Source organism: Verrucomicrobiota bacterium (genome assembly GCA_016871675.1).
In the GTDB taxonomy this organism is placed as follows: Bacteria; Verrucomicrobiota; Verrucomicrobiia; order Limisphaerales; family VHCN01; genus VHCN01.
On the sequence record VHCN01000002.1, the window covers coordinates 94,492 to 116,973 of the forward strand.

Genomic DNA, 22,482 nt, shown 5'->3' on the forward strand with positions numbered 1-22,482 from the left:
CGGCGTCACAATTCCATCCCGGCCAGCTCGATCAACCGCCTCGCCTGCGCTTCGTTCACGGGCGAGACCGACAGGCGCGAAATCTTCACCAGCGGGAGTTCCTCCAACGCCGGGTCGGATTTGATTGCCGCCAGTGTGACGCCGTTGGCAAGCGGCTTCACCGGCTCCAGGTCCACCGCGGACCAGTCACCCTCGGTCGCCGTCGGGTCGGGATACGCCACACGCTTCACCCGCGCGAGGCCGACCAGCCGTTTCTCGTCGCCGCTGTGGTAGAAAAAAACCAGGTCACCCGGCTTCATCGCGCGGAGATGCAACCGCGCGGCGAAGTTCCGCACACCCGTCCACGCCGCGCCGCCGTCCCTCACGAAATCCTCCCACGAATAATCCGAAGGCTCCTGCTTCACGATCCAGAATGACTGCGGCATGCGCGAATCGTAGTGACCGCGATTGCGTGTGGGAAGGCCCGGCAGTGAAACGCGCGCAACGTGCTTTCGCCTTTGCACAGCCGGTCCGGCTCGTATCATGTCTGCGCCCGCGCGCAGCGCACGACGATGAACAAAGCCCTCTCGACCTGCATTTGGCTCGTAGTCGCGGCGCTCGGCGCGTTCGCCTACGTGACACTCGCGGTGAAGCGCGCCGAGCCGGTCAACTCGGGCTTCATCCTCATCGCGGCCCTCTGCTCCTACGCCATCGGCTACCGCTTCTACTCGAAGTGGGTCGCGGCGAAAATCCTCGCGCTCAACGACCGCCGGGCCACGCCTTGCGAAGTCCACGAGGACGGCCGCGATTACGTGAAGACGAACAAGTGGATCGTCTTCGGCCACCACTTCGCGGCCATCAGCGGGCCGGGGCCGCTCGTCGGCCCGGTGCTGGCGGCGCAATTCGGCTATCTGCCGGGATCGCTGTGGATTCTCATCGGCGTCGTGCTCGGCGGCGCGGTGCAGGACTTCGTGATCCTCTTCGCCTCGATGCGGCGCGACGGCAAGTCGCTCGCGCAGATGGTCCGCGAGGAACTCAACTCCGTCGCGGGCGTCATCGGCGTCATCGCGATTCTCTCGATCATGGTGATCCTGCTCGCGGTGCTCGCGCTCGTCGTGGTCAATGCGCTCGCGGAATCGCCGTGGGGCGTGTTCACGGTCGGCGCGACGATTCCCATCGCGATGTTCATGGGCGGTTATCTGCGGTGGCTGCGCGCGGGCAAGGTGCTGGAAGCTTCCGTCATCGGCGTGTTCCTCCTGATGCTCGCGGTCGTCGGCGGGCAATGGGTGTCCGAGCACGCGACGCTCAAGGAAATGTTTCATCTCAAGGCCCCTGCGCTCGCGTGGTCGGTCGTGATCTACGCCTTCGCCGCGAGCGTGCTGCCGGTGTGGCTGCTGCTCGCGCCGCGCGATTACCTGAGCACGTTCATGAAGCTCGGCACCATCTTCCTGCTCGCGCTGGGCGTGCTGCTCGTGCTGCCGAAGCTCGAGATGCCCGCGGTCACCAAGTTCATTGACGGCTCCGGACCCGTCGTGCCGGGCAAGCTCTTCCCGTTCTGCTTCATCACCATCGCGTGCGGCGCGATCAGCGGCTTCCACACGCTCATCTCCAGCGGCATCACGCCCAAGATCATCACGCGCGAAGGCTACGCGCGGCCGGTCGGCTACGGCGCGATGCTGCTCGAGTCGCTCGTCGCCATCATGGCCATGATCGCCGCCTGCACGCTCGACCCCGGCGTGTATCTCGCGATGAACATCAAGGCGCCCGGCGCCGACGCCGCAGCCGTGGCGGCCGCGACCGTGGCGAAGGTGAACTCGTTCGGTCCCGAATTCGCCGTGACCACCGAGCGCATGACTGAACTCGCTCGCGAGGTGAAGGAGGAATCGCTCTACGGCCGCACCGGCGGCGCGGCGACACTCGCGGTCGGCATGGCGAATCTCTTCCACAAGGCGATGCCGTGGATTGGCGAACACGCGCTCGCCATCTGGTATCACTTCGCGCTCATGTTCGAGGCGCTGTTCATCCTCACCACGCTCGATGCCGGCACGCGCGTGGGCCGCTACCTCCTGCAGGACGCGCTCGGGCACATGTGGAAACCGCTCGGCGATGTGAAGAGCCTGACGGCGAACATTTTCGCCAGCGGGCTCGTGGTGTCGCTGTGGGGATACTTTCTCATCGCGGCCGTGTATGACCCGGACGGCGGCATCAAGGCGCTGTGGCCCATCTTCGGCATCGCGAACCAGCTCCTCGCCGCCACCGCGCTGTGCCTCGCAACGACGGTGATCTTGAAAATGCAGTTGAGCGGCGCGGCGAACGGCGCCGGGGCAGGCACCGGCGTGGAAACCAGCGCTACGGCGCGCTCGCCGGCCTTTGCACTCGTCACACTCGCGCCGCTGTTGTGGCTGCTCACCGTCACAAGCACGGCGGCGGTGCAAAAGATCTGGCATCCGGCGCCAAACATCGGCTTCCTCGCTGCGGCGAACGTGCTGAATGGTGAAGCCGAAGCTCTCCGAGCCGGCGTTGAAGCCGCAAAGAATCGCGCGCGCGCGATCGAGGTCAGCGGTGGGACCGCTGATCCCAAGCTGCTCGCGTCCGCCGAAGCGGCGCTGCGCACCAACCGCACGAAACACTTCAACAACGTCCTCGACGCCGTTGTCACCGGGTTCTTCCTCACGCTTGTTGCCACGATTTTCCTCATCAGCGCGTTCGAGTGGACGCTGCTGCTCACGCGCAAGAAGCTCGCCGAATTGCGCGAGACGCCGCCGACGTGGCTGCCCGATTACGCCGTCGCCGAGGGCAAGCCCGTGAAGTGGTGGAACCTCTTCGCGCTCGGCTTCCTGCTGCTCAAGGAACTCAGCGGCCAGGGCGCCGTGGACCGCGCGCAAGCCTGCGTGCCGCCGGAGGTGGACCTGCTCGGCGGCCGCCCCGCGATGGAACGAGATGCCCGCGCCCGCGCCTACGTCGCCACGGCCGAGGCGAAGTTCGATGGCAAGCCGAACCGGTGCTGCTGATCAATGAATCGAGAAGACACCAAGACACGAAGGCCCCTGACCAACTTCGTGCCTTCGTGTCTTCGTGGTGAAGATTTTTTCGAATGAAACTCGGCCTGTTTGGCGGCTCGTTCGACCCGGTGCATCTCGGGCACCTGCTCGTGGCGCAGGCGGCGTGCGAGGAGCTTGGGCTTGACCGGCTGTTCTTCATCCCGGCTGCGCAGTCGCCCTTCAAGCCCGGCGCGGAGCCGTCGCCGCCGGCTGCACGGCTGCGGATGCTGCGGCTCGCGCTCGCGGGGCGCACGCGTTTCGAGATTGATGCGCAGGAAATCCAGCGCGGCGGCGTGAGCTACACGGTGGACACCGTGCGCGATTACCTGCGGCGATTCCCGGACGCGCAGCTTTTCTGGCTCATCGGTGCAGACCACGTGGCCACGCTCCCGCAATGGCGCGACGCCCACGAACTCGCACACCTCGTTGAATTCGTGGTGATCCCGCGGCCGGGCGAAGCGCCGGCGCCCTTGCCGGGCCCGTTCCGCGGCCGCGCGTTGCACGGCTTCCCGATCGGCGTCTCCGCCTCGCAGATCCGCGCGCGGGTGAAGGCCGGACTGCCGGTGGACGCGCTTGTGGGGACAAACGTCGCGGAGGCCATCCGCGAGCTGGGGTTGTATCGGAAGTGACGTGGTGCGGGGCGTGCGGGGCGCGGAGGCGGGAACGCCCGCCAACCGCGGAGGGTTCACCAACCACGCACCTCGCACGATGAATCCTCCAAATTGCTTCTTCCGCGCCCGGTTCTCCTTTGGCATCCTCGCGGCCAAAAGATGGATTCACGCAAGCTGGCCCTCCTTTGCAGGAAACTCGCGGACAACAAGAAGGCGGAGAACATCGTCATCCTCGACGTGCGCAAGATCTCGACCGTGACCGATTACTTCGTGATCGCCTCGGGCACGAGCGAGCCGCATTTGCGGGCGATCCGCGACGAGATCGAGGACCGGCTTCGCGAGGATCAGGATTTGCGGCCGAGCGCGGTGGATGGCGGCCGTGGCGCGGCGTGGATCGCGCTGGATTACATCGACGTGATCGTCCACGTGATGAAGCCCGATGTGCGCACGCAGTATGACATCGAGGGCTTGTGGAACGACGCGCCGCGAATCCGGGCGCTTCGCAGGGCTCCGAAGCGCGAAGACGGCGACGCCGCGGACGCGGATTAGTCCGCGGGGGGCGGTTCGGTTTCCCTGGCCGGCGCCGCGACCGAGGCCTTCGCCATTTCCCCGAGCATCCGGCAGAATTCCTCCAGGCCCGTTGCGGGCACGATGATGGCTTCGCGCCGCCCCTGAACGTCCTCGGTGATGCGGAGGAACCGGCCGCGCGGGTTTTCCTTGAGCATGAAGACGAAGGTCTTTCGCTCGATGTGCACGCGCTCGACACGGAGCATCTCCTCGTTGGAAGGCGGCGTGCTGTGCTGCCACGGTTGATGACGGTGGCCGTAAGGGGACGGGCGCTCGTTGGATATCATGGTCACTCCATGGTTTGCCGCGCAAAGCGGCGCTGGTCCGGGCTTGGGCGGGACACTCGGCCGCCGGGACCGGATGTCAACCCCGAATTTGCGGCGACCGGAGGGACTTGGAAGCGGAGTCGGGGCGGATGATGTGGGCGAGGAAGAGCAGCAATCCGGCAAGCATCGCGAGGTTCATGGCCTGCGCCGCGCCGTGCCAGCGGCGGAAGGACTTGTCCGCCGCCTTCTGCGCGTCGGCGGATGGCATGGGACTGAGCCTGTATTGCTCGGCGTAACGGGTCTTGTGCAACGCCTCCAGCTTGGGTTCGAGCCACACGCCGCCGGACAGCGCGATCAGGAACATTGCGGCCAGCAGGGCAACGGTTGCGCGGCGGATTTCGCGCCCGGCGTAAAGCCATTCCGCCGCGAGGTGCAGTCCCGCGACGATGGCGCACCCGTAGTTGAAGATGAAGAACCGGTCGAGGGCCATCTGGGCGACGGCGCCGTTGTAAGGAGGCGGGAACAGGCGCCTCATCTCGTCGGTGAAGAAGGTCGGCGCGCCGACGAAGGTGAAGAAGAATGCGCCCCCGAACCAGATCGCGGCGTTCGTCACGCCGATGAAGCGGAGGAAGGCGATCACGGGCGCCGACAGTAGGCGCGCGACCGGTGGCTGCCAAGCCGGGAAACCACCCGGCGCGCCCGGACCCGGTGCAAGCCCGGTCTCGCCAAGCCCCTCGGGAACGCGTGGGGTTCGGCGCACGGGATTCCTCCCGAGGCCGCGGCTAATACGCCGCCTGCGCGCCCTTGATGTTGCGCTTGGGCATCCAGGGCATGAGACCGCGGAGCCGCTCGCCGGTCTTCTCGATGAGATGCTGCTCGTCCCTTTTCAGCAGCGCGTTGTAACGCTTGTAGCCGCCCTCGTATTCCTTGACCCAGTCGCGCGCGAACTTGCCGGACTGCACGTCCCGGAGCGCGGCCTTCATCCGCTTCTTCACGCTCGCATCAATGATCTTCGGGCCGACGGTCACGTCGCCCCACTTGGCCGTCTCGCTGATGGAGAAGCGCATCCCGGCGATGCCCTTCTCGTTCATCAGGTCCACGATGAGCTTCAGCTCGTGCAGGCACTCGAAGTAGGCCATCTCCGGCGAGTAGCCCGCCTCGACGAGCACCTCGAAGCCCGCCTTCACCAGCGCCGTGCATCCGCCGCACAGCACCGTCTGTTCGCCGAACAGGTCCGTCTCCGTCTCCTCGCGGAAGTTCGTCTCGATGACGCCGGCGCGCGTGCCGCCGATGCCCTTGGCCCACGCAAGCGCGATGGCCTTGGCCGCCCTGCCGCCCTGATGCACGGCGATGAGCGCGGGCACGCCCTTGCCCTCGGTGTATTGGCGGCGGACGATGTGACCGGGGCCCTTCGGCGCGACCATGATCACGTTCACGTTTTCCGGCACGACGATGGTCTTGAAGTGAATCGAGAAGCCGTGGCTGAAGAGCAGCGTCTTGCCCTTGGAGAGATTCGGCGCGAGGTCGCGCCGGTAACACGCGGCCTGCTTGGTGTCGGGCAGCGCGACCATGATCACGTCCGCGCGCTGCACCGCCTCGGCGGTGGGGACGACCTCGAAGCCCTTCTCGCGCGCGACGGCGACGGACTTGGACCCTTCGTAGAGGCCGATGATGACGTTGAGGCCGCTGTCCTTGAGATTGAGCGCGTGCGCGTGGCCCTGCGAGCCGAAGCCGAGCACGGCGAGCGTCTTGTTGGCGAGCACGCCGAGGCTGGCGTCCTTGTCGGAGTAAACTTTCGAGGGCATGGCGTCGGGAGTTGAGGCGTGGGTTGGGAGTTGAGTGCCGGAAACTTTGGACTTTGAACTTCGAACCTACTTGCGCGGCAGGGCGACTTTGCCCGTGCGGGTCAGGTCGAGAATGCCGAAGGCCTTCATCAGCCCGACGAATTTCTCCACCTTGCTTTCGTTGCCGGTGATCTCGATGGAGAGCGACTTGGGCTGCACGTCCACGATCTTTGCGCGGAAGATGTCGGTGATCTGCATCACCTCGGCGCGGGTCTTGGAGTCCACCGCAACACGCACGAGCACGAGCTCGCGGTCGATGAACTCCGTGTCGCGGAAGTCCTGCACCTCGAGCACGTCCACGAGCTTGTTGAGCTGCTTGACGATCTGCTCGATGGTCGCATCGTCGCCCCGGGTCACAATGGTCATGCGGCTCGCGCTCGCGTCATGCGTCGGGGCGACGTTGAGCGAGTCAATGTTGTAGCCGCGGCCGCTGAAGAGCCCGGCCACGCGCGTGAGCACGCCGAACTTGTTCTCGACCAGCACGGAAATGGTGTGACGCATACGCCGCGGCGCCCGCCGCGAAGGGGGCGCACGCTAGCAAGCGTGCAGGGGAGGGTCAACTTCGGTTTTGGCCCCACCACTCCGGCGTGGCGCACAGGCGGCCGATCAGCCGCGCGTCGGCGGCCAGAAACTCATGGTGCGCGAGTTCCCGCGCCGTGACCCATGCGAGCGCGTGGCAGTGGAGCGGCCGCGGCGCGGCACTCGCGGCCTGCATCGCGCACCGGAAAAACCGCAGGTGAACCGTCTTCTCCGGATAAGCGTGCGTGAGGCTCTCGACCAGCGCGCCAATGTCCGCGTCAATGCCAAGTTCCTCGCGGAGTTCCCGGGCGAGGCACTGCTCGAAGGTTTCGTGAGGCTCGCGCTTGCCGCCGGGGAACTCCCACAAACCGCCGAGGTGATCTTGCGCGCGGCGCCGGGTGATGAGGAGCCGGCCCTCGTGAAAGAGGAGCGCGGCGCTGACTTCGACGCGGTTCACCGGCCGACGCTCTTGTAAACCCACCCGGCTGCGGCCATCGCGGCGGGGTCGAAGAGGTTGCGACCATCGAACATGATGGGGTGCGAGAGGCCCTTGCGCGCGCGGTCGAGGTCGAGCTGCTTGAACTCCGGCCACTCGGTCGCGACGACGAGCGCGTCGCAGCCCTCGGCCACCGCGTTCATGTCGTCCACGTAGGTCACGTTCGCGCCGGGCTTGAGCACGTCCTTCGCCTTGTCCATCGCCTTCGGGTCGAAGACGCGCAGCGCGGCGCCGTTCTTGAGCAGCCGCTGGCAGAGCTCGATGGCGGGCGACATGCGCACGTCGTCGGTGTTCTGCTTGAACGCGAGTCCGAGCACGCCGAGCTTCTTGTCCTTCAGCACCCAGAGCGTGTCGGTGATCTTTTTGACGAAGCGGTCCATCTGCGCGGCGTTGATGTTCTGGATCTCGCGGAGGAGCGAGAAATCGTAGCCAAGTTGTTCGGCGATCTTGATGAAGGCGCTGAGGTCTTTCGGGAAGCACGAGCCGCCGAAGCCGAGTCCCGCGTTGAGGAAGCGCCGGCCGATGCGCGCGTCCATGCCCATGCCGGTGGCGACTTCCTCGACGTTCGCGCCGCTGGCTTCGCAGATGTTCGCGACGGCGTTGATGTAGGAAATCTTGAGGGCGAGGAACGAGTTGCTCGCGTGCTTGATGAGTTCGGCGGAGTTGATGTCGGTGATGATGATCGGCGCGTTGAAGGGGGTGTAAACGTCGCGCATCGCCGCCACCGGCCTCGGGCTGGCGACGCCGACGACGATGCGGTCGGGCTTCATCAAGTCCTCGACGGCGAAGCCCTCGCGCAGGAACTCGGGGTTGCTGACGACGTCGAATTCGACCTTGGACTTGCAGTAGCGCTTGATGGTCTCGGCGACCTTCTCGCCGGTTTTCACGGGCACGGTGGACTTGTCCACGACGATCTTGTAGCTGGTCATCGCCGAGGCGATCTCGCGGGCAACCTTCTCGATGAAGCTCAGGTCCACCGAGCCGTCGGGTTGCGGCGGCGTCGGGACGGCGATGAAGACAACGTCGGAATTCTGCACGCCATCCGCGATGCTGACGGTGAAGCGCAGGCGGCCGGCGGCGACGTTGCGCTTGACCATCTCCTCAAGGCCGGGCTCGTAAATCGGGATGCCCCCGGCTTGCAGCGTCCTGACTTTGTTCGCGTCGTTGTCCACGCACGTGACGGTGTGTCCGACCTCGGCGAAGCAGGTGCCCGTGACGAGGCCGACGTATCCGGTGCCGATGATGCAGAGCTTCATGGTGCGTGTTGCGTGGTGGGCGGACGGCTGAGAACGGTGGTCAGCGTTCGTTGATTTTGATGAGAGAGTGCCCGTAGACGACGCCCGCGCCCGCGCCGCCGAGGTGGTGGATCGCACCAATGCCGATGAAGATGAGCGCAAAGGTGCCGATCAACTCGGCGACGACCTGCTTGGCCAGCGGCTGGTTCATCACTTGCCGGCGCCCTTGGCAGGTGACTGGGGCAATGCGGACTTGGGCGGGTTCGTCACGACCGTGGTGACGGTGTTTGTGAAGGCGGGCAGATTGGTGATGGCGGCTTTGGGGCCGGGAGCAGGCGGGACGATGAGGCTTGCGGGCGCGAGTTGCGGGTTTCGAGCAAGCAGCAGGTCGCGGCGCATCTTGGCTTCCATGCCCCAGACGGATTGGCGTCGGGCGCGATCAATTTCATCGTAAATCTTGAGGGCCTGATCGTCCTGTTTCTTCGCCTCGTGCAGCAGCGCCATGGCGAGCTGGGCTTGCGCGGCCTCGGGCTCGGTCGAGTAGCTCACCACGACGCGCTGGTAGCCTTGCAGGGCTTCGTCCAGTTTGTTGGCGCCTTCCAGTGACGCGGCGACGCCGTAAGCCGCCGTGGCCGCGCCCGGCCCGATGGGGACCTCGGCCAGGAATTGCTCGAACCGCGCGCGCGCGAGGTCGAACTTCTTCTCGGAAAACAGCGCGCCCGCGCCGAGCAGGAGCGCCCGGAGGCCGGCCTCGGTGCCGGAGTGCGTGCTCGAAACCGCCAGGAATTTTTCAGCGTCGACCTTGCCGCCCGCCTCCGCCGAGCGGCCGAGCGCGATGAGCGCCTCGCTCGCCTCGCGTTCCGCCTTCTGCCGCATGTGCGACCATGTGTAGACGATGAACCCCGCGACGAGCGCGACGAGCACCGCCTGCAGGAGCCGCACCTTGTTCACCTCCACCCACGCGATGAAGTCGATCATGCGTGAGGGCGGCGGCGCTTGTTCCCGATTCATAAAGGCGGGAAATGTTTGAAGTGCAGGGCCAAAACGCAAGCCTCAAATCCCGGCACTTCGTGTCGGTTCAAACCTGGTTCAGCGAGGTGGTGGAGGTCGTCAATCCGGCCAGGGGATTTGGTGGGCTTGGAGGATCGGAACGGAGGACTGACCCCGGGCTGGGATTCCTGAGCTAGTTGTCAAACCGTGGGCGTGCCGCAACGCATCATCACGGTTGCCAAGCCCGCGCTTGGCTCGGGCAGGGCTCGCTGTTACGGTCTGCCGGTCGCGTCCACGCATGAACGTCCAACTTGCCTACGGCCGCAGCCACATCACGGTCGAGCTTCCCGCCGACCGCACCACGGTGATCGAGCCGTCGCATTACCCGGGATTGCCCGATGAGAAGTCGGCCGTCCTCGCCGCGGTCGGGCAACCCATCGGCGCGCGGCCCTTGCGGGACTGGCTCAAGCCCGGCGCGAGCATCTGCATCAACTTCACCGACATCACCCGCGCGACTCCCAACGACCGCATCATCCCGTGGATTCTGGAATACCTTCACGCCGCGGGCGTCTCGCGCGACCAGATCACGCTCCTCAACCAGACCGGCACGCACCGCGCCAACACGCGCGCCGAGTTGGAGAAGATCCTCACGCCCGGGATCGTCGCGGGCTATCGCGTGCTCAACCACGACTGCGAGCACGACGCAGATCTCGTGGCGTTTGGCACCACGAGCGACGGCACGCCCGCGCTCATCAACCGCCACTGCGCGCACGCCGACGTGCGGATCATCACGGGCTTCATCGAGCCGCACTTTTTTGCGGGCTTCAGCGGCGGGCCCAAGGGAATCGTGCCCGGCGTCGGCGGGTTGCGCACGATCATGAGCAACCACGGCTACCGGAACCTGCTCTCGCAGAACTCGACCTTCGGCGTGACCGTGGGCAATCCGCTCTGGGAGGAACTCTTCACCATCGCGACGCGCGTCGGGCCGAGCTTCCTGCTCAACGTCACCCTCAACGAGCGGCGCGCCATCACCAACGTCTTCGCCGGCGACCTTCGCGAGGCGCACCGCGTCGGGTGCGAGTTCGTGCGCAAGTCCGCCATGCAAAGGGTGAAGTCGCCGTTCGATGTCGTCGTGACCACGAACAGCGGCTACCCGCTCGACTTGAATCTCTACCAGGGCGTCAAGGGCATGAGCGCCGCCGCGCGCATCGTGCGGGAAGGCGGCCTCATCATCCTCGCCTGCGAGTGCCGCGAGGGCGTCCCGGCCGGCAGCCCGCTGGACAAATTACTGCGCAGCGCCGGCAGCACGGAGGAAATCCTCGCGATGCTGGCGACGCCGGGATTCGTGCGGCCCGAGCAGTGGCAGGCGCAAATCCAGGCGCTCATCCAGCGCAAGGCCCGCGTGCTCGTGCACAGTTCCCTGCCCGAGGAGATCATCCGCGGCGCGCACCTCGGGCCGTGCGCCGACATCACCGCCGCCGTGCACGCGGAACTCGAACGTCGCGGCCCCGGTTCGCGCGTCGCCGTGCTGCCGCAGGGGCCGTTGACGATTCCGTATCTGGCGTGAAGCACGGACAGGGGCGGGCGAAAGCAGTCCATGTTCAGCCCGGTGACTTCTCCCGAATGCTCCCCGCCGGAATCTCATCACTGAAACTGGTTCTGAAGATCCTCCCGCCGGCACTTCCCGCCGGCCACCGCACTTGCTATCGTGCAGGCATGAAGCCATTCCTCCACGCCGCGCTCGCCGCGCTGTCGCTGTCCCTCAGTTCTCAGGCGGCCACGCGGCCCAACCTTCTCTTCCTCGCCATCGACGACCAGAACGACTGGATCGGCTGCCTCGGCGGGCATCCGCAAGTGAAGACACCGCACATGGATCGTCTCGCGCGGCGCGGCACCCTGTTCACCAACGCCCACTGCCAGGCGCCGCTCTGCAATCCATCGCGATCGAGTTTGCTCACCGGCTTGCGCCCGTCATCCACGGGCATCTATGGATTGCAACCCGGCATCCGGCAGGTCGAGATCACGAAGAATCACGTGACGCTGCCGCAGACGTTCACGACCGCCGGTTGGTCCACTTACACGTGCGGCAAGATTTACCACGACGGCTCGATCCAGCCCAAGGATCGCGCGGCGGAGTTCAACGAATGGGGTCCGGCGCCGGGCATCGGGCGGCCTGCGGCGACGATCGCGAAGCTGCCTGCGGCAGGCCGTCACCCCGCGATGGACTGGGGCGTGTTTCCGGAGAAGGACGAGGACGGCGGCGACTTCAAGATCGCGACCGCGGCCGTCGAGGCGCTTCAACGCGCGCCGAAGGACAAGCCGTTCTTCGTCGCCGCGGGTTTCCGGCTGCCGCACGTGCCGTGCTTCGCGCCGCAGAAGTGGTTCGACTTGTATCCCGACGCCACGCTCACGATGCCGCCCGTCAAGCCCGGCGACCGCGACGACACGCCGCTATTCTCGTGGTATCTGCACTGGACACTGCCCGAACCGCGTCTCTCGCTGCTCGAGCGGGTCAACGAATGGCGCCCGCTTGTCCGCGCGTATCTCGCGAGCATCAGCTTCATGGATGCGCAAGTAGGCCGCGTGCTCGATGCGCTCGACGCGAGCGGCCGCGCCGACGACACGATCATCGTCCTGTGGAGCGACCACGGCTGGCATCTCGGCGAAAAGGCCATCACGGGCAAGAACACGTTGTGGGACCGCTCGACGCGCGTGCCGCTCATCTTCGCAGGGCCGGGCATTGCGAAGAACGCGAAGTGCGGCAGTCCCGCCGAGTTGCTCGACATCTTCCCGACGCTGCTCGAACTCTGCTCGCTCCCCGCGCGCGCCGATCTCGAGGGCCACAGCCTCGTGCCGCAATTGAAGAACGCCGGCGCGCCGCGCGAGTGGCCCGCCATCACCACGCACAACCAGGGCAACCACGGCATCCGCACCGCGCAATGGCGCTACATCCGCTACGCCGACGGCTCCGAGGAACTCTACGACATGAAGAAGGACCCGAATGAGTGGACGAACCTCGCCGCCGAAGCGAAGTTCGCGGACACCAAACGCGACCTCGCGAAGTGGCTGCCGAAGAAGGACCTCCCGCCCGCGCCCGGCAGCAAAGCCCGCGTCCTCACATACGACGCGAAGACGAAGGAAGCCGTGTGGGAGGACAAGAAGATCGTGCCCTCGGAGTTGGAGAAGTAGTTCGCACGGTTCCGTGGCTTGCCGGTCTCCGCGGTTCCGCTACGCTCGGCGACATGAAGCCCTCGTCGGGTCCGGTCGGTGTGGCGCTTTGCGCCTGCCTCGCTCTCATCATTGCCCCCAACCCACGGGCACTCGCGCAACAAGTCCTCCCCGTGGACGTCGAGGGCCAGCCGCTGGCGGCGAACATCCAGCGCGTCGTGCAAGCGTTCGACATTCTCGGCGCGCCTTTGCCCGCGGCCTTGCGCAAGTCGCTCGACGCGGCCGCTGCGAAGCGAGACGCGGCTGAATTGCAGAAGCTTCTCGACCCGCGCGTGCTCGTGGTCGTCGGCATCAATCCCGAGGTGCGCGTGAAGGCCGCGCGCGGGCCGGTGGCCGCGCGGGTGCAGCAGGCGGGCTACACGCCGGTGCTGCTCAAGGTGCTCAACGACTCCACGGCCACCAAGCCGCTTCGCATCACGAGCCCGCAGGCCGGGCCCGTCTATGCGGGCGTCGCCAAGCTCAGCATGGACCGGCAGAAGCAGCAGAAACTTCGCGAGAACGAAAACACAACCGGGCGCACCGACCGCTTCCTTGAGGTTGAACTGTTCACGAACCCGCCGATGACGGACCGGCTCAGCGGGCTGCGCGTCGAGTATGCCATCGCGCTGCTTTACAGCAGCGAGGCGGGGAGGCGCGAGGCGACGCTCGCGTTCGATGCCGGCGAGGGCACGCAGGACCTCGGCTTCCGCGCCGAAGTGCCGGTGCTGTTCGACATCGCGCCGGCAATCGAGGTGAAACTCTCCGTGAAGGACCACGACGGCACTCCGACGATGGGGCAGTTCTTGTTCCTCGACAAACAAGGCCATGTGTTCCCGCCGCAGGCGAAGCGGCTCGCGCCGGATTTCTTCTTTCAGAAGCACATTTATCGCGAGGACGGCGAGACCGTCCTGCTGCCGCCCGGCGAGTTCACGATGTATTCCGGCCGCGGGCCGGAGTATCGGTGGCAGCCCCGCAAGGTCACCATCGCCGCAAACTCCAAACTCGACACCAAGCTCGCCCGCTGGGTGAATCCCGCGCGCGACGGCTTCTACTCCGGCGACCATCACATCCACGCCGCGGGCTGCGCGCACTACAACTCGCCGACGGAGGGCGTGTTCGCGCGCGACATGTTCCGGCAGGTGAAGGGCGAGGCGCTCCATGTCGGGTGCATCCTCTCGTGGGGACCGTGCTTTGATTTTCAACACCAGTTCTTCGCGGCGACGCCGGACAAGCTCTCCGAGCCGTTCACGGTCATCAAATACGACGTCGAGGTCAGCGGCTTCGGCTCGCAGGCGCTCGGGCACGTGTGCCTGCTGAATTTGAAGGAGCAAATCTATCCCGGCGCCGACCGCGCGAAGAACTGGCCGACGTGGACCACGCCCGTGATGCGCTGGGCCAAGGCGCAGGGCGCGGTCGTCGGCTACGCCCACTCGGCGAGCGGATTGCAGATTGACCCCGCGGGCGCGGCGCGGCGCATGATGGCGTCAGTCGACGAAAACAACGACGGCCGGCTGAGCGCGGACGAAGCGGCCAAGGGGCTGCTTCCCGAGCCGTTCGCGACGGCGGACGCGAACCGTGACGGGTTGATCTCGCCGGATGAGTTGACCGCGAGCCACGACCGCGCGGCGGACCGCCTGCCCAACCTCGCGATCCCCGAGTTGAACAGCGTCGGCGCGCAGGAAATCTTCGTCACGGCGGCACAGGGTTTGTGCGATTTCATCAGCGCGATGGACACCGCGCGGCTGGCGGAATGGAACTGCTGGTATCACCTGCTCAATTGCGGGCTGCCGCTCAAGGTCAGCGGCGAGACGGACTTCCCGTGCATGAGCGGCACGCGCGTCGGGCAGGGCCGCGTGTATGTGCGCCTCGGCAAGGTGGACCGCGTGGACTACACCGCGTGGTGCGAAGGCGTCCGCGCCGGCCGCAGTTACGTGAGCGACGGCTACGCGCACGCGCTGGACTTCACGGTGAACGGCGCGCGCCCCGGCGACGACTTGAAGCTCGCGACTGCGGGCCGCGTGAATGTGAAGGCGCGCGTCGCATTCGCATCGGGCACGCCGCTGGAAGTCTACTACGGCGGCGCGATGCCCGTGGGCGGCGCGCGATGGCTCGGCGACACGGTGAACTTGCACGAGACGAAGGGCGAAGGCGTGTTCGCGGGAACGAAGCGGCGCGTGGAACTTGTCGTGAACGGCCGGCCAGTCGCCTCGAAAGAAGTGCCCGCCGACGACCGGGAGCACGAGCTGATTTTCAACACGCGCATCGAGCGGAGCAGTTGGGTCGCGCTGCGGCACTTTCCCGAGCTGCACACGAACCCGGTCAACGTGCTCGTGGGCGACAAACCCATCCGTGCCTCACGCGAGAGCGCGCTGTGGGCGATCGGCTGCATCGAGCAGTTGTGGCGCGTGCGCGAGCGGGCCATCGCCCCGGCCGAGCGCGAGGAGGCGCGGGCGACGTTTGAGAAGGCCAAGGACTTCTACCGGCGCATCGCCGCGGAGTCGGACGGATGAAGCGCCGCTGGTTTCCCCTCGACACGGCCGGGGCCGTCGCTTTCGATCACGGCATGAACACGCTCCGACGCTGCGCCGCCGTTGTTTCGTTGTTTGCCGCCTGTGCCGCGGCCTTTGCCGCCGCGCCGCCGAACATCGTGCTGATCATCTCCGACGACCACGCGTGGACGGACTACGGCTTCATGGGCCATCCGAACATCCGCACGCCGAACCTCGACCGGCTCGCGTCGCAGAGCCTCACGTTCACTCGCGGCTACGTGCCGTCGAGCCTGTGCTGCCCGAGTCTCGCGTCCATCATCACCGGCCGCTATCCGCACCAGCACAAGGTCACGAGCAACGACCCGCCGCTGCCCGCGGGAACGTTGCCGCGCGACTTCCAGAAATCCGACGCGTTCAAGAACGGCCGGGAGGCCATGAACCGCCACATGGACGCCGTGCCGACGTTGCCGCGCGTGCTCGCGCAACACGGCTACCTCGCGCTGCAGACCGGCAAGTGGTGGCAGGGGCCGTTCAGCCGCGGCGGCTTCACGCACGGCATGACGAAGGGCAACCGCCATGGCGACGAGGGGCTCGACATCGGCCGCAAGACGATGCAGCCCGTGTTCGATTTCATCGAAACCGCGCGCAAGGAGAAGAAACCGTTCTTTGTGTGGTATGCGCCGATGTTGCCGCACACGCCGCACAATCCGCCCGAGCGCCTGCTCGAGAAATACCGCGACAAGGCGCCGACGCCGTCCGTGGCGAAGTATTGGGCGATGGTCGAGTGGTTCGATGAAACGTGCGGCCAGCTCCTCGACCACCTCGACCGGCAGGGGCTCGCGAAGGACACCGTCGTCGCCTACGTCACCGACAACGGCTGGATTCAACAGCCCGACGCCGACCGCTACGCGCCGAAGTCCAAGCAATCGCAATACGACGGCGGCTTGCGCACGCCCATCATGATCCGCTGGCCGGACCGCGTGAAGGCGCAGAAGTCCGCGTCGCTCGCGAGTTCCGTGGACCTCATGCCCACGCTCCTCGCGGCGGCGGGCGTGAAACTGCCAGCGGGCCTGCCCGGCTTGAATCTGCTCGACCCCGCCGCGGTCGGCGCGCGCACATCCATCTTCGGCTCGTGTTTCACGCACAACGCCGTGGACCTCGACAATCCCGCGGCAAACCTCCGATGGCGCTGGACGATCGAGGGCGACTGGAAACTCATCGTCCCATCGCCGCGCAATGAAGCCGCCGGCGTGGTCGAGCTCTACAACCTCAAGGACGACGCGCACGAGACTACGAACCGCGCCGCCACCGACAAGGATCGCGTCGCCGGGATGACAAAGTCGCTCGACGCGTGGTGGGCTGGGAAATAGCGCTCAGCGCTCCGCCCCCCGGCCGCGCGGGCGCTTCGCCACGAATCCCTGTTGCGGCCCGGTTCCGAACCTGTATCGTCACACACAATTCAAGCACCCGATGCGTCCCAGACACTGCCAACATTCCGTTGCCAAGAGCGCCGCGGCTCGCGCGTTCACGCTCATCGAATTGCTCGTGGTCATCGCGATCATCGCCATCCTCGCCGGATTGCTGCTTCCCGCGCTGGCCAAGGCCAAGCAACAGGCGGCCAAGGCCCAATGCAGTTCCAATATGCGCCAGTGGGGCATCGCCCTTGCAGCTTACGGGAATGACAACGACGAGAGGTTCCCGGACAACCGCGACGGACGCGACCTGAGCTGGGTCGGCACCAATGTTCAAAAATTTTGGGCGCAATACCTCATGAAGCTCGACAAACCCGCCGCCGACCAGCGCAACCACATGGTTTATTGCCCGACGCAGGAATGGCACCGCGAGGTGGACAAGGCCAGCCTTCAGGCCAACCCGCTTTACGGCCAATATGAACGCCCCGGTGCGCCCGTCGTGCTCACCGGCTACTTCTTCCTCCCCAACCGCACCAACAATGCCGGAAACTCCTGGCCCTACACCTCGGCGGGACTGACCAACTGGCAAACCAAGGAACGCTTCGGTGGCCCGCTCAAAGACACGCCTGTCCTCATTGACATGTATCAAGCCCAAGGCAATGCGACAGCCCTTGGCGCCACTTACAACATCACGTCGTGGCGTTCGACCATCGCCGGCAAGTCCGTCGCCACCACGAGCCACCGCGACAACGCCGACCGGGCGCGCGGCGCCAACTTCCTCTACGAGGATGGCCACGTAAGCTGGTATATGAAGGACCAGATTCGCCTCGGCTCCTTCAGCGGAAGCTGGCTCACGTTCTACCGGCCCCCCGAACTCTGATGCAAATCGCCGCCGATACGGCCGCAATTCGAAGCGCCCAAACACCATGAGTCTCCGTCGCACAATCCCCGCCTTGCTCCGCCGCACGGCTCTTGGATTTGCCCTCTCCGCCGCGCTCTGCACATTCGCTCAAGTCAAGCCCGCGCCCAGTGTCAGCGGCGTCTGGAAGCTGGCGTTCACTGCGCCCGACGGAAACGCGATCGTCCTCACCCTGAAACTCAAGCAGGACGGATCCAAGCTCGGCGGAACTTACATCGCGCGCAACGGCCAGGAGATCGCGATCGACGACGGCGGCACCATCAAGGACGGCCAGGCATCGTTCAACGTCACCCGCGAGCGCAACGGGCAGAAGATCGTCTCCAAAGTCGGAGGCAAATTCACGGGTGACGAATTCAAAGGCAGAATCTCCGCGACCGTCGAGGGGCAGGACTTCGCCGCGGACATCGATGGCAGGCGCGAAGCCGCCGCCAACGCCACGGGGTCGTGGAAATACGCGCTCCAAATCTCCGTAGACACGAACCTCGAGTTCACCGCCGTGCTCAAGCAGGACGGCGACAAAGTCACCGGCACGATCAAGGTGAACGAATTCGACTCCCCCATCAGCGACGGCGGGTTGAAGGACGGCGAACTCAGCTTCAAAGTCGTCCGCGAGCGCGACGGCCAGAAGTTCACCTCCACCTACACCGGCAAGCTCAGCGGCGACACGATCAAGGGAAAGATCACCTCCGACTTCGGCGGCGAGAAGCGCACCTACGATTGGGAAGCAAAGCGCGCCAAGTAGAACGCGCCTTCGCGAGGAACCCATGTCCACCTTCACGCCATCCGCGCCGATGGCCTTGGTGATCTGGAACGCACCGAGTTTTTGGGCGCTTCAAAATCATCCAGTCGCACACCGCAATGCAAGTGCGCGGGGGTTGGGCGGCAGGTGAAGGAATGGCCGCCGCCGCCCAAGTGGCGGGCGAAGCGACCAGGAACCGGCGGCGCGAACTGTTCGGGGGAGCGAACACGCCACGCGCGCCGGGAGTGAGGCCGTGCCTACTGGCGCGTATCACCACGTGCAGTTCGACGAAGGTGAAGGCTGCCACGCCGCGGCGTTCGGAGTTGGACACTGCGTTCATTGGATAAGGGGAGCCGGCTTGTTTCCTGTGAGCCTGCGATTCGATTTTGGGTCGCGTTCGATTTCGAGTCGGGGCCGGCTGCGCGCTGGGGCGCACAATGACCGCTTGAAGACAAAAATGTTTTTGTGCGGTCCGCGCGAGCGCGACATGGGAAAACTGGCAATTCGCCCTCAAAAAGTGCCATCCGGCCGCAACAGGGTCGAGGTCGGGCCGGTTCCGCAGCGGTCCTTCACCGCGCGAGTGCATCCGACTGTTTCACGAATTCGCTGCCGTTCCATTCCACGTCGCTCTTCACGACCTTCCTGGCGTCCACGGCGGCCTTTTGCGCGGCCCTGCGCTCGGCCTGCCGCTTCACGAGGTCGGCGTGCGTGGTGAAGTAGGGCAGCGTCCGGCCCCGGAAGTCGGAGAGCGCGGCAAACTTGTGGCGGTCCATGAAGGCGAGCAATTCGTCGCACATCGGTTTCACGCATTCGTAGCCGTGCTTCATCACGCCGGTGCACACCTGCACCGTGTCCGCCCCGAGCAGGATGAACTGAGCCGCGTCGTTGCCGCTCTCCACGCCTCCAATCGCCGAGAGCGAACGGCCGGGGAATTCCCTGCGGATCATCAGCGCGATTTCCATGACCATCCGCAGCGCGATCGGGCGGACGGCCTTGGACGAATAGCCGCCGGGCGTTGTGTAGCCCTCGACGGACGGTTCCGGGCGCAGCGTGTCGAGGTTCACACCCATCACGCTGCGGATGGTGTTGATGGCGCTGATGCCGCTCGCGCCGGCGCGCAACGCGGCGCGGCTCGGATCCTCGATGTGCGTGACGTTTGGCGTCATCTTCGCCCATACGGGCCGCTTGGCGGCCGACGCGACCCAGGCGCAGACTTCCTCGAGGATTTCCGGGTTCTCGCCCATCGCCGCGCCCATCTTGCGCTCGGGCAGGCCGTGCGGGCAGGAGAAATTCAGCTCGAAGGCGTCCACGCCCGCGCCCTGGCAGCGCTCCACGATCTCGATCCACGCATCCCGGCGGTATTCCTCCATGATGCTCGCGATGAGCACACGATCAGGGAACTGGTCCTTGCACCTCTTGAATTCATCGAGCCAGTGCGTGAACGGCCGGTCGCTGATGAGCTCGATGTTTTCCCACCCGATGACCTCGCCGCTTGCCGCAAGCAGCTTCGCATAACGCGGCGTGACGTTGGTGACCTTCGACGCGTCGAGGCTGATGGTCTTGGCGATGACCGCGCCCCAGCCCTCCTGGAAGGCCTTGGTGATCACGTTTAGGTTCGTGCCCGGCGGCCCCGAGCCGATGATGAACGGGTTCGGCAGCTTCAAGCCGTCCACGGTGGTCGCGAGGGAGGGCATGGCTTTGCACTTTGTTTCTGACCGCTGTGGCCGCAATCTAGGCGCAAATGACCACCGTGGCGACAGGAAACATCGGCTGCGTCCCGGCGATTCGACCGCTGGCATGAACACGCTCGATGCCAAACGCCCCATCGCCGAACTGAAGGAACTCCGCGCGCTCACCGGCGATGAGAACGGGGCGCAACGGGTCGCCTTCACGCCGAAGTGGGTCGACGCGCGCGCGTGGCTGCGCAACAAGCTCGCCGCGCTGCCCGTCGAGACGCACATGGATGCCGCCGGCAACCTGTGGAGCACGCTTCATGGCGCGTCCGACCGCGCGCTTCTCATCGGCGGCCACATGGACTCCGTGCCGAACGGCGGCTGGCTCGACGGCTGCCTCAACGTGCTCGCGGGCGTGGAGATTCTCCGGCGCATCAACGCGCAGTATCACGGCAAGCCACCCGTGTCCGTGCGCCTTGTGGATTGGGCCGACGAGGAAGGCGCGCGCTTCGGCAAGAGTCTGTTCGGTTCTTCCGCGTGCTCCGGCAACCTCGACATGACCGAGGCGCGCGGCTTGGTGGACAAGCAGGGCATCAAACTTCCCGACGCGCTGGAGAATGTCGGCATCGAGTTCGAGCGCGTGAAGGACAGCGGCAAGGAACTCACGAACGCCGCCGCGTATCTGGAGTTGCACATCGAGCAGGGCCCAGTGCTGTTGGACCTCGGTCTGCCGCTCGGCGCGGTGCTCGGCACGTTCGGCGTCGAGCGACACGCCATCACGTTTCACGGCCAGGCCGCGCACTCCGGCAGCACGCCGATGAACCGCCGCAAGGACGCCTTCCTCGCCGCCGCGAACATGAGCCAGGAGATTTACAGAATTGCCGCGCGCAGCGGCAACGGCGTTTGCACCATCGGCTCCTGCACGACCAAGCCCGGCATCGTCACCAGCGTCGTCGAGGAATGCCGCATCACGCTCGACCAGCGGCATCTCGACGCCGCCAAACTGGCGCGGATGTTGCAGGAAGCGAAGGACGCCAGCGAACGCTTCGCGCGCGAAGGCAACGTGAAGGTTTCGTGGGAGCGCTTGTGGCAAATCGCCCCGCGCCCGTTCAACGACGAACTCATCGCGCTCTGCGACGAGTCCATCCGCGAGACATGCGGCCAGTCGCATCGCCTGCCGAGCGGCCCGTTGCACGACGCCGCCGAAGTCGCGCGCGCCGGCGTGCCCACCGTGATGATGTTCGTCCAAAGCCTCCACGGCATCAGCCACAACAAGATCGAGGACACGAAGGAAGAACACCTCGAACTCTGCGTGACCGCCTTCGACAAACTGGCGGAGAAGGCGATGCGGTGGATCCTAGATCGAGCGTGAGGCCGTGCCAGCTACTTTGAACACCCCTCCACTTCCGATGCTGGCGGACGGCATCAACTTTCCGCTGGTCATGGCCTACGGAATCGCGGTCTTGATTCCGCTACTCCTCTTTCAAGTCGTAGTTGAAGGGGCGATCCTGGCTAAGACGTGGGGAATTCCATTTCGGGACTTGAGCGGCCCTGTGTTGCGCGCGAACTGCTGGTCGTTGCTTTCCGGGATACCCGTGAAGTTCGCAAACTCTCTCTTCTACCCGCTGCTCCTGCACGATGACCTGCGCGGCTACTTCGAACTGTATCCGCTCGCAATTAGCATCGGCACAGCGTTCTTCTTTGTCGTTACGCTGGTCGTCGAAAAAGGCAGCTTGCAGAACTGGCTCATGCGCGAGGACATCGCCGCCATTCCAAGGCGCGTTTGGCTCGGGGTTTTGGTGGCAAACCTCGCCACGTATGCAGTGCTGGCTCCGATCCATTACCACGCCACCAAGCCGAGACACGACGTGCGCGAATTCACCCGCGACACGAGTTGGGCGAAGTCGCCGCCGTCGCGCGTCACCTACATCGACTCGCGCGACGCAAACTTGAAGGTCATTGACTCGAATGGCGCCAACCGGCGGACCCTCGTCCCAACCGCAGTCAAAGCTTACACTGTGAACGCTGGCCTGGACTTGGTAGTTTTCGAAGATAAGACGGGGAAGCACTGGATTCGCCGGGTTGACACGGGGGAGACGACGCAGACAAACACCGCAGCAACCAACGTATTCACTGGCCTTAAAGTATTTGGTTCGACCGGGAATCGCGATTGGGGCGGCAGGGACACGTCCGGCGACTGGGTAGCTTGGGCGCCACCCGGACTCGGGAATTCCATCCGAGTATACAAAGAGAACTCGGAGCCCAGCTCGCACCTCTTTTTCGCTGTGAACCCAGGACTGCTACACCTCGCTGAGTTCCGCTACTTCCTTAGTCGCCCGACGCTCATTTCGGGTTCGTCCGAGTGCTTGTTCCAGAGTCGCGACACTGTTTACTTGCTCGACGTCGCCCAACGTCGCGTGGGCAAATTGACCAACGGGCGGAACTACGCCGTGATTCCGCCGTGAAGCCGCACCGTGGCGGGGACCAGCGCTCCA

General features: G+C 65.5%; 20 protein-coding genes. 11 read left to right on the forward strand and 9 right to left on the reverse strand.

Annotated elements, in window-relative coordinates; all coding sequences use genetic code 11:
* Positions 1-5: 5 nt before the first annotated feature.
* Positions 6-425 carry an EVE domain-containing protein gene (locus FJ386_01200; protein ID MBM3875324.1) on the reverse strand — a complete coding sequence of 140 codons (420 nt, stop codon included), beginning with the start codon at positions 423-425 and terminating at the stop codon, positions 6-8.
* Between the two features lie 126 nt (positions 426-551).
* On the opposite strand from FJ386_01200, the gene FJ386_01205 reads away from it, so the two are divergent.
* The 3 genes from FJ386_01205 (at position 552) to rsfS (ending at position 4,180) form a co-directional block, all read left to right on the forward strand.
* Positions 552-2,990, forward strand: a complete 2,439-nt coding sequence (locus tag FJ386_01205) for a carbon starvation protein A (GenBank protein ID MBM3875325.1) — start codon at positions 552-554, stop codon at positions 2,988-2,990.
* Between the two features lie 83 nt (positions 2,991-3,073).
* Positions 3,074-3,649 (forward strand): nicotinate (nicotinamide) nucleotide adenylyltransferase, encoded by a 576-nt coding sequence (gene nadD / locus FJ386_01210; protein ID MBM3875326.1) that lies wholly within the window; start codon positions 3,074-3,076, stop codon positions 3,647-3,649.
* Between the two features lie 141 nt (positions 3,650-3,790).
* Positions 3,791-4,180 (forward strand): ribosome silencing factor, encoded by a 390-nt coding sequence (rsfS, locus tag FJ386_01215; protein ID MBM3875327.1) that lies wholly within the window; start codon positions 3,791-3,793, stop codon positions 4,178-4,180.
* On the opposite strand, the gene FJ386_01220 is transcribed toward rsfS, so the two are convergent.
* The 7 genes from FJ386_01220 to FJ386_01250 all read right to left on the reverse strand — a co-directional run bounded on the left by FJ386_01220 (position 4,177) and on the right by FJ386_01250 (position 9,569).
* Complete coding sequence (locus tag FJ386_01220) at positions 4,177-4,485, reverse strand: RNA-binding protein (protein ID MBM3875328.1); 309 nt, start codon at positions 4,483-4,485, stop codon at positions 4,177-4,179. The genes rsfS and FJ386_01220 overlap by 4 nt on opposite strands.
* Before the next feature lie 76 nt (positions 4,486-4,561).
* Positions 4,562-5,335 (reverse strand): DUF4149 domain-containing protein, encoded by a 774-nt coding sequence (locus FJ386_01225; protein ID MBM3875329.1) that lies wholly within the window; start codon positions 5,333-5,335, stop codon positions 4,562-4,564.
* A complete protein-coding gene (ilvC, locus tag FJ386_01230) occupies positions 5,247-6,269 on the reverse strand; it encodes a ketol-acid reductoisomerase (GenBank protein ID MBM3875330.1) in 1,023 nt (340 codons plus the stop codon). Before ilvC ends, FJ386_01225 begins: the two co-directional genes overlap by 89 nt.
* A 66-nt stretch (positions 6,270-6,335) precedes the next feature.
* Positions 6,336-6,809, reverse strand: coding sequence for an acetolactate synthase small subunit (gene ilvN, locus FJ386_01235; GenBank protein ID MBM3875331.1), 474 nt, complete (start codon positions 6,807-6,809; stop codon positions 6,336-6,338).
* A gap of 55 nt (positions 6,810-6,864) precedes the next feature.
* Positions 6,865-7,284 (reverse strand): (deoxy)nucleoside triphosphate pyrophosphohydrolase, encoded by a 420-nt coding sequence (locus FJ386_01240; protein MBM3875332.1) that lies wholly within the window; start codon positions 7,282-7,284, stop codon positions 6,865-6,867.
* Positions 7,281-8,579: a UDP-glucose/GDP-mannose dehydrogenase family protein gene (locus tag FJ386_01245; GenBank protein ID MBM3875333.1), complete on the reverse strand. Its 1,299-nt coding sequence runs from the start codon at positions 8,577-8,579 to the stop codon at positions 7,281-7,283. The genes FJ386_01240 and FJ386_01245 overlap by 4 nt, the downstream gene beginning before the upstream one ends.
* Before the next feature lie 189 nt (positions 8,580-8,768).
* Positions 8,769-9,569: a tetratricopeptide repeat protein gene (locus FJ386_01250; protein MBM3875334.1), complete on the reverse strand. Its 801-nt coding sequence runs from the start codon at positions 9,567-9,569 to the stop codon at positions 8,769-8,771.
* A 277-nt stretch (positions 9,570-9,846) separates the two neighbouring features.
* Here FJ386_01250 and larA point away from each other — a divergent pair, with 277 nt between their 5' ends.
* The 6 genes from larA to FJ386_01280 all read left to right on the forward strand — a co-directional run bounded on the left by larA (position 9,847) and on the right by FJ386_01280 (position 18,317).
* A complete protein-coding gene (larA, locus tag FJ386_01255) occupies positions 9,847-11,115 on the forward strand; it encodes a nickel-dependent lactate racemase (protein ID MBM3875335.1) in 1,269 nt (422 codons plus the stop codon).
* Positions 11,116-11,264: 149 nt separating this feature from the next.
* The gene (locus FJ386_01260; GenBank protein MBM3875336.1) at positions 11,265-12,737 is read left to right on the forward strand and encodes a sulfatase; all 1,473 of its coding nucleotides are present in this window, start codon (positions 11,265-11,267) and stop codon (positions 12,735-12,737) included.
* Between the two features lie 53 nt (positions 12,738-12,790).
* Complete coding sequence (locus FJ386_01265; GenBank protein MBM3875337.1) at positions 12,791-15,265, forward strand: hypothetical protein; 2,475 nt, start codon at positions 12,791-12,793, stop codon at positions 15,263-15,265.
* Positions 15,266-15,318: 53 nt separating this feature from the next.
* Positions 15,319-16,614, forward strand: a complete 1,296-nt coding sequence (locus FJ386_01270; GenBank protein MBM3875338.1) for a sulfatase — start codon at positions 15,319-15,321, stop codon at positions 16,612-16,614.
* 100 nt (positions 16,615-16,714) lie between these two features.
* Positions 16,715-17,536, forward strand: coding sequence for a type II secretion system protein (locus FJ386_01275; protein MBM3875339.1), 822 nt, complete (start codon positions 16,715-16,717; stop codon positions 17,534-17,536).
* Positions 17,537-17,582: 46 nt separating this feature from the next.
* The gene (locus FJ386_01280) at positions 17,583-18,317 is read left to right on the forward strand and encodes a hypothetical protein (protein MBM3875340.1); all 735 of its coding nucleotides are present in this window, start codon (positions 17,583-17,585) and stop codon (positions 18,315-18,317) included.
* A 566-nt stretch (positions 18,318-18,883) separates the two neighbouring features.
* On the opposite strand, the gene preA is transcribed toward FJ386_01280, so the two are convergent.
* On the reverse strand, positions 18,884-20,008 hold the full coding sequence (gene preA / locus FJ386_01285) for an NAD-dependent dihydropyrimidine dehydrogenase subunit PreA (GenBank protein MBM3875341.1): 1,125 nt from the start codon (positions 20,006-20,008) through the stop codon (positions 18,884-18,886).
* 103 nt (positions 20,009-20,111) lie between these two features.
* Here preA and FJ386_01290 point away from each other — a divergent pair, with 103 nt between their 5' ends.
* Positions 20,112-21,359 carry a M20 family metallo-hydrolase gene (locus FJ386_01290; GenBank protein MBM3875342.1) on the forward strand — a complete coding sequence of 416 codons (1,248 nt, stop codon included), beginning with the start codon at positions 20,112-20,114 and terminating at the stop codon, positions 21,357-21,359.
* A 37-nt stretch (positions 21,360-21,396) separates the two neighbouring features.
* Positions 21,397-22,452: a hypothetical protein gene (locus FJ386_01295; GenBank protein MBM3875343.1), complete on the forward strand. Its 1,056-nt coding sequence runs from the start codon at positions 21,397-21,399 to the stop codon at positions 22,450-22,452.
* Positions 22,453-22,482 lie beyond the last annotated feature (30 nt).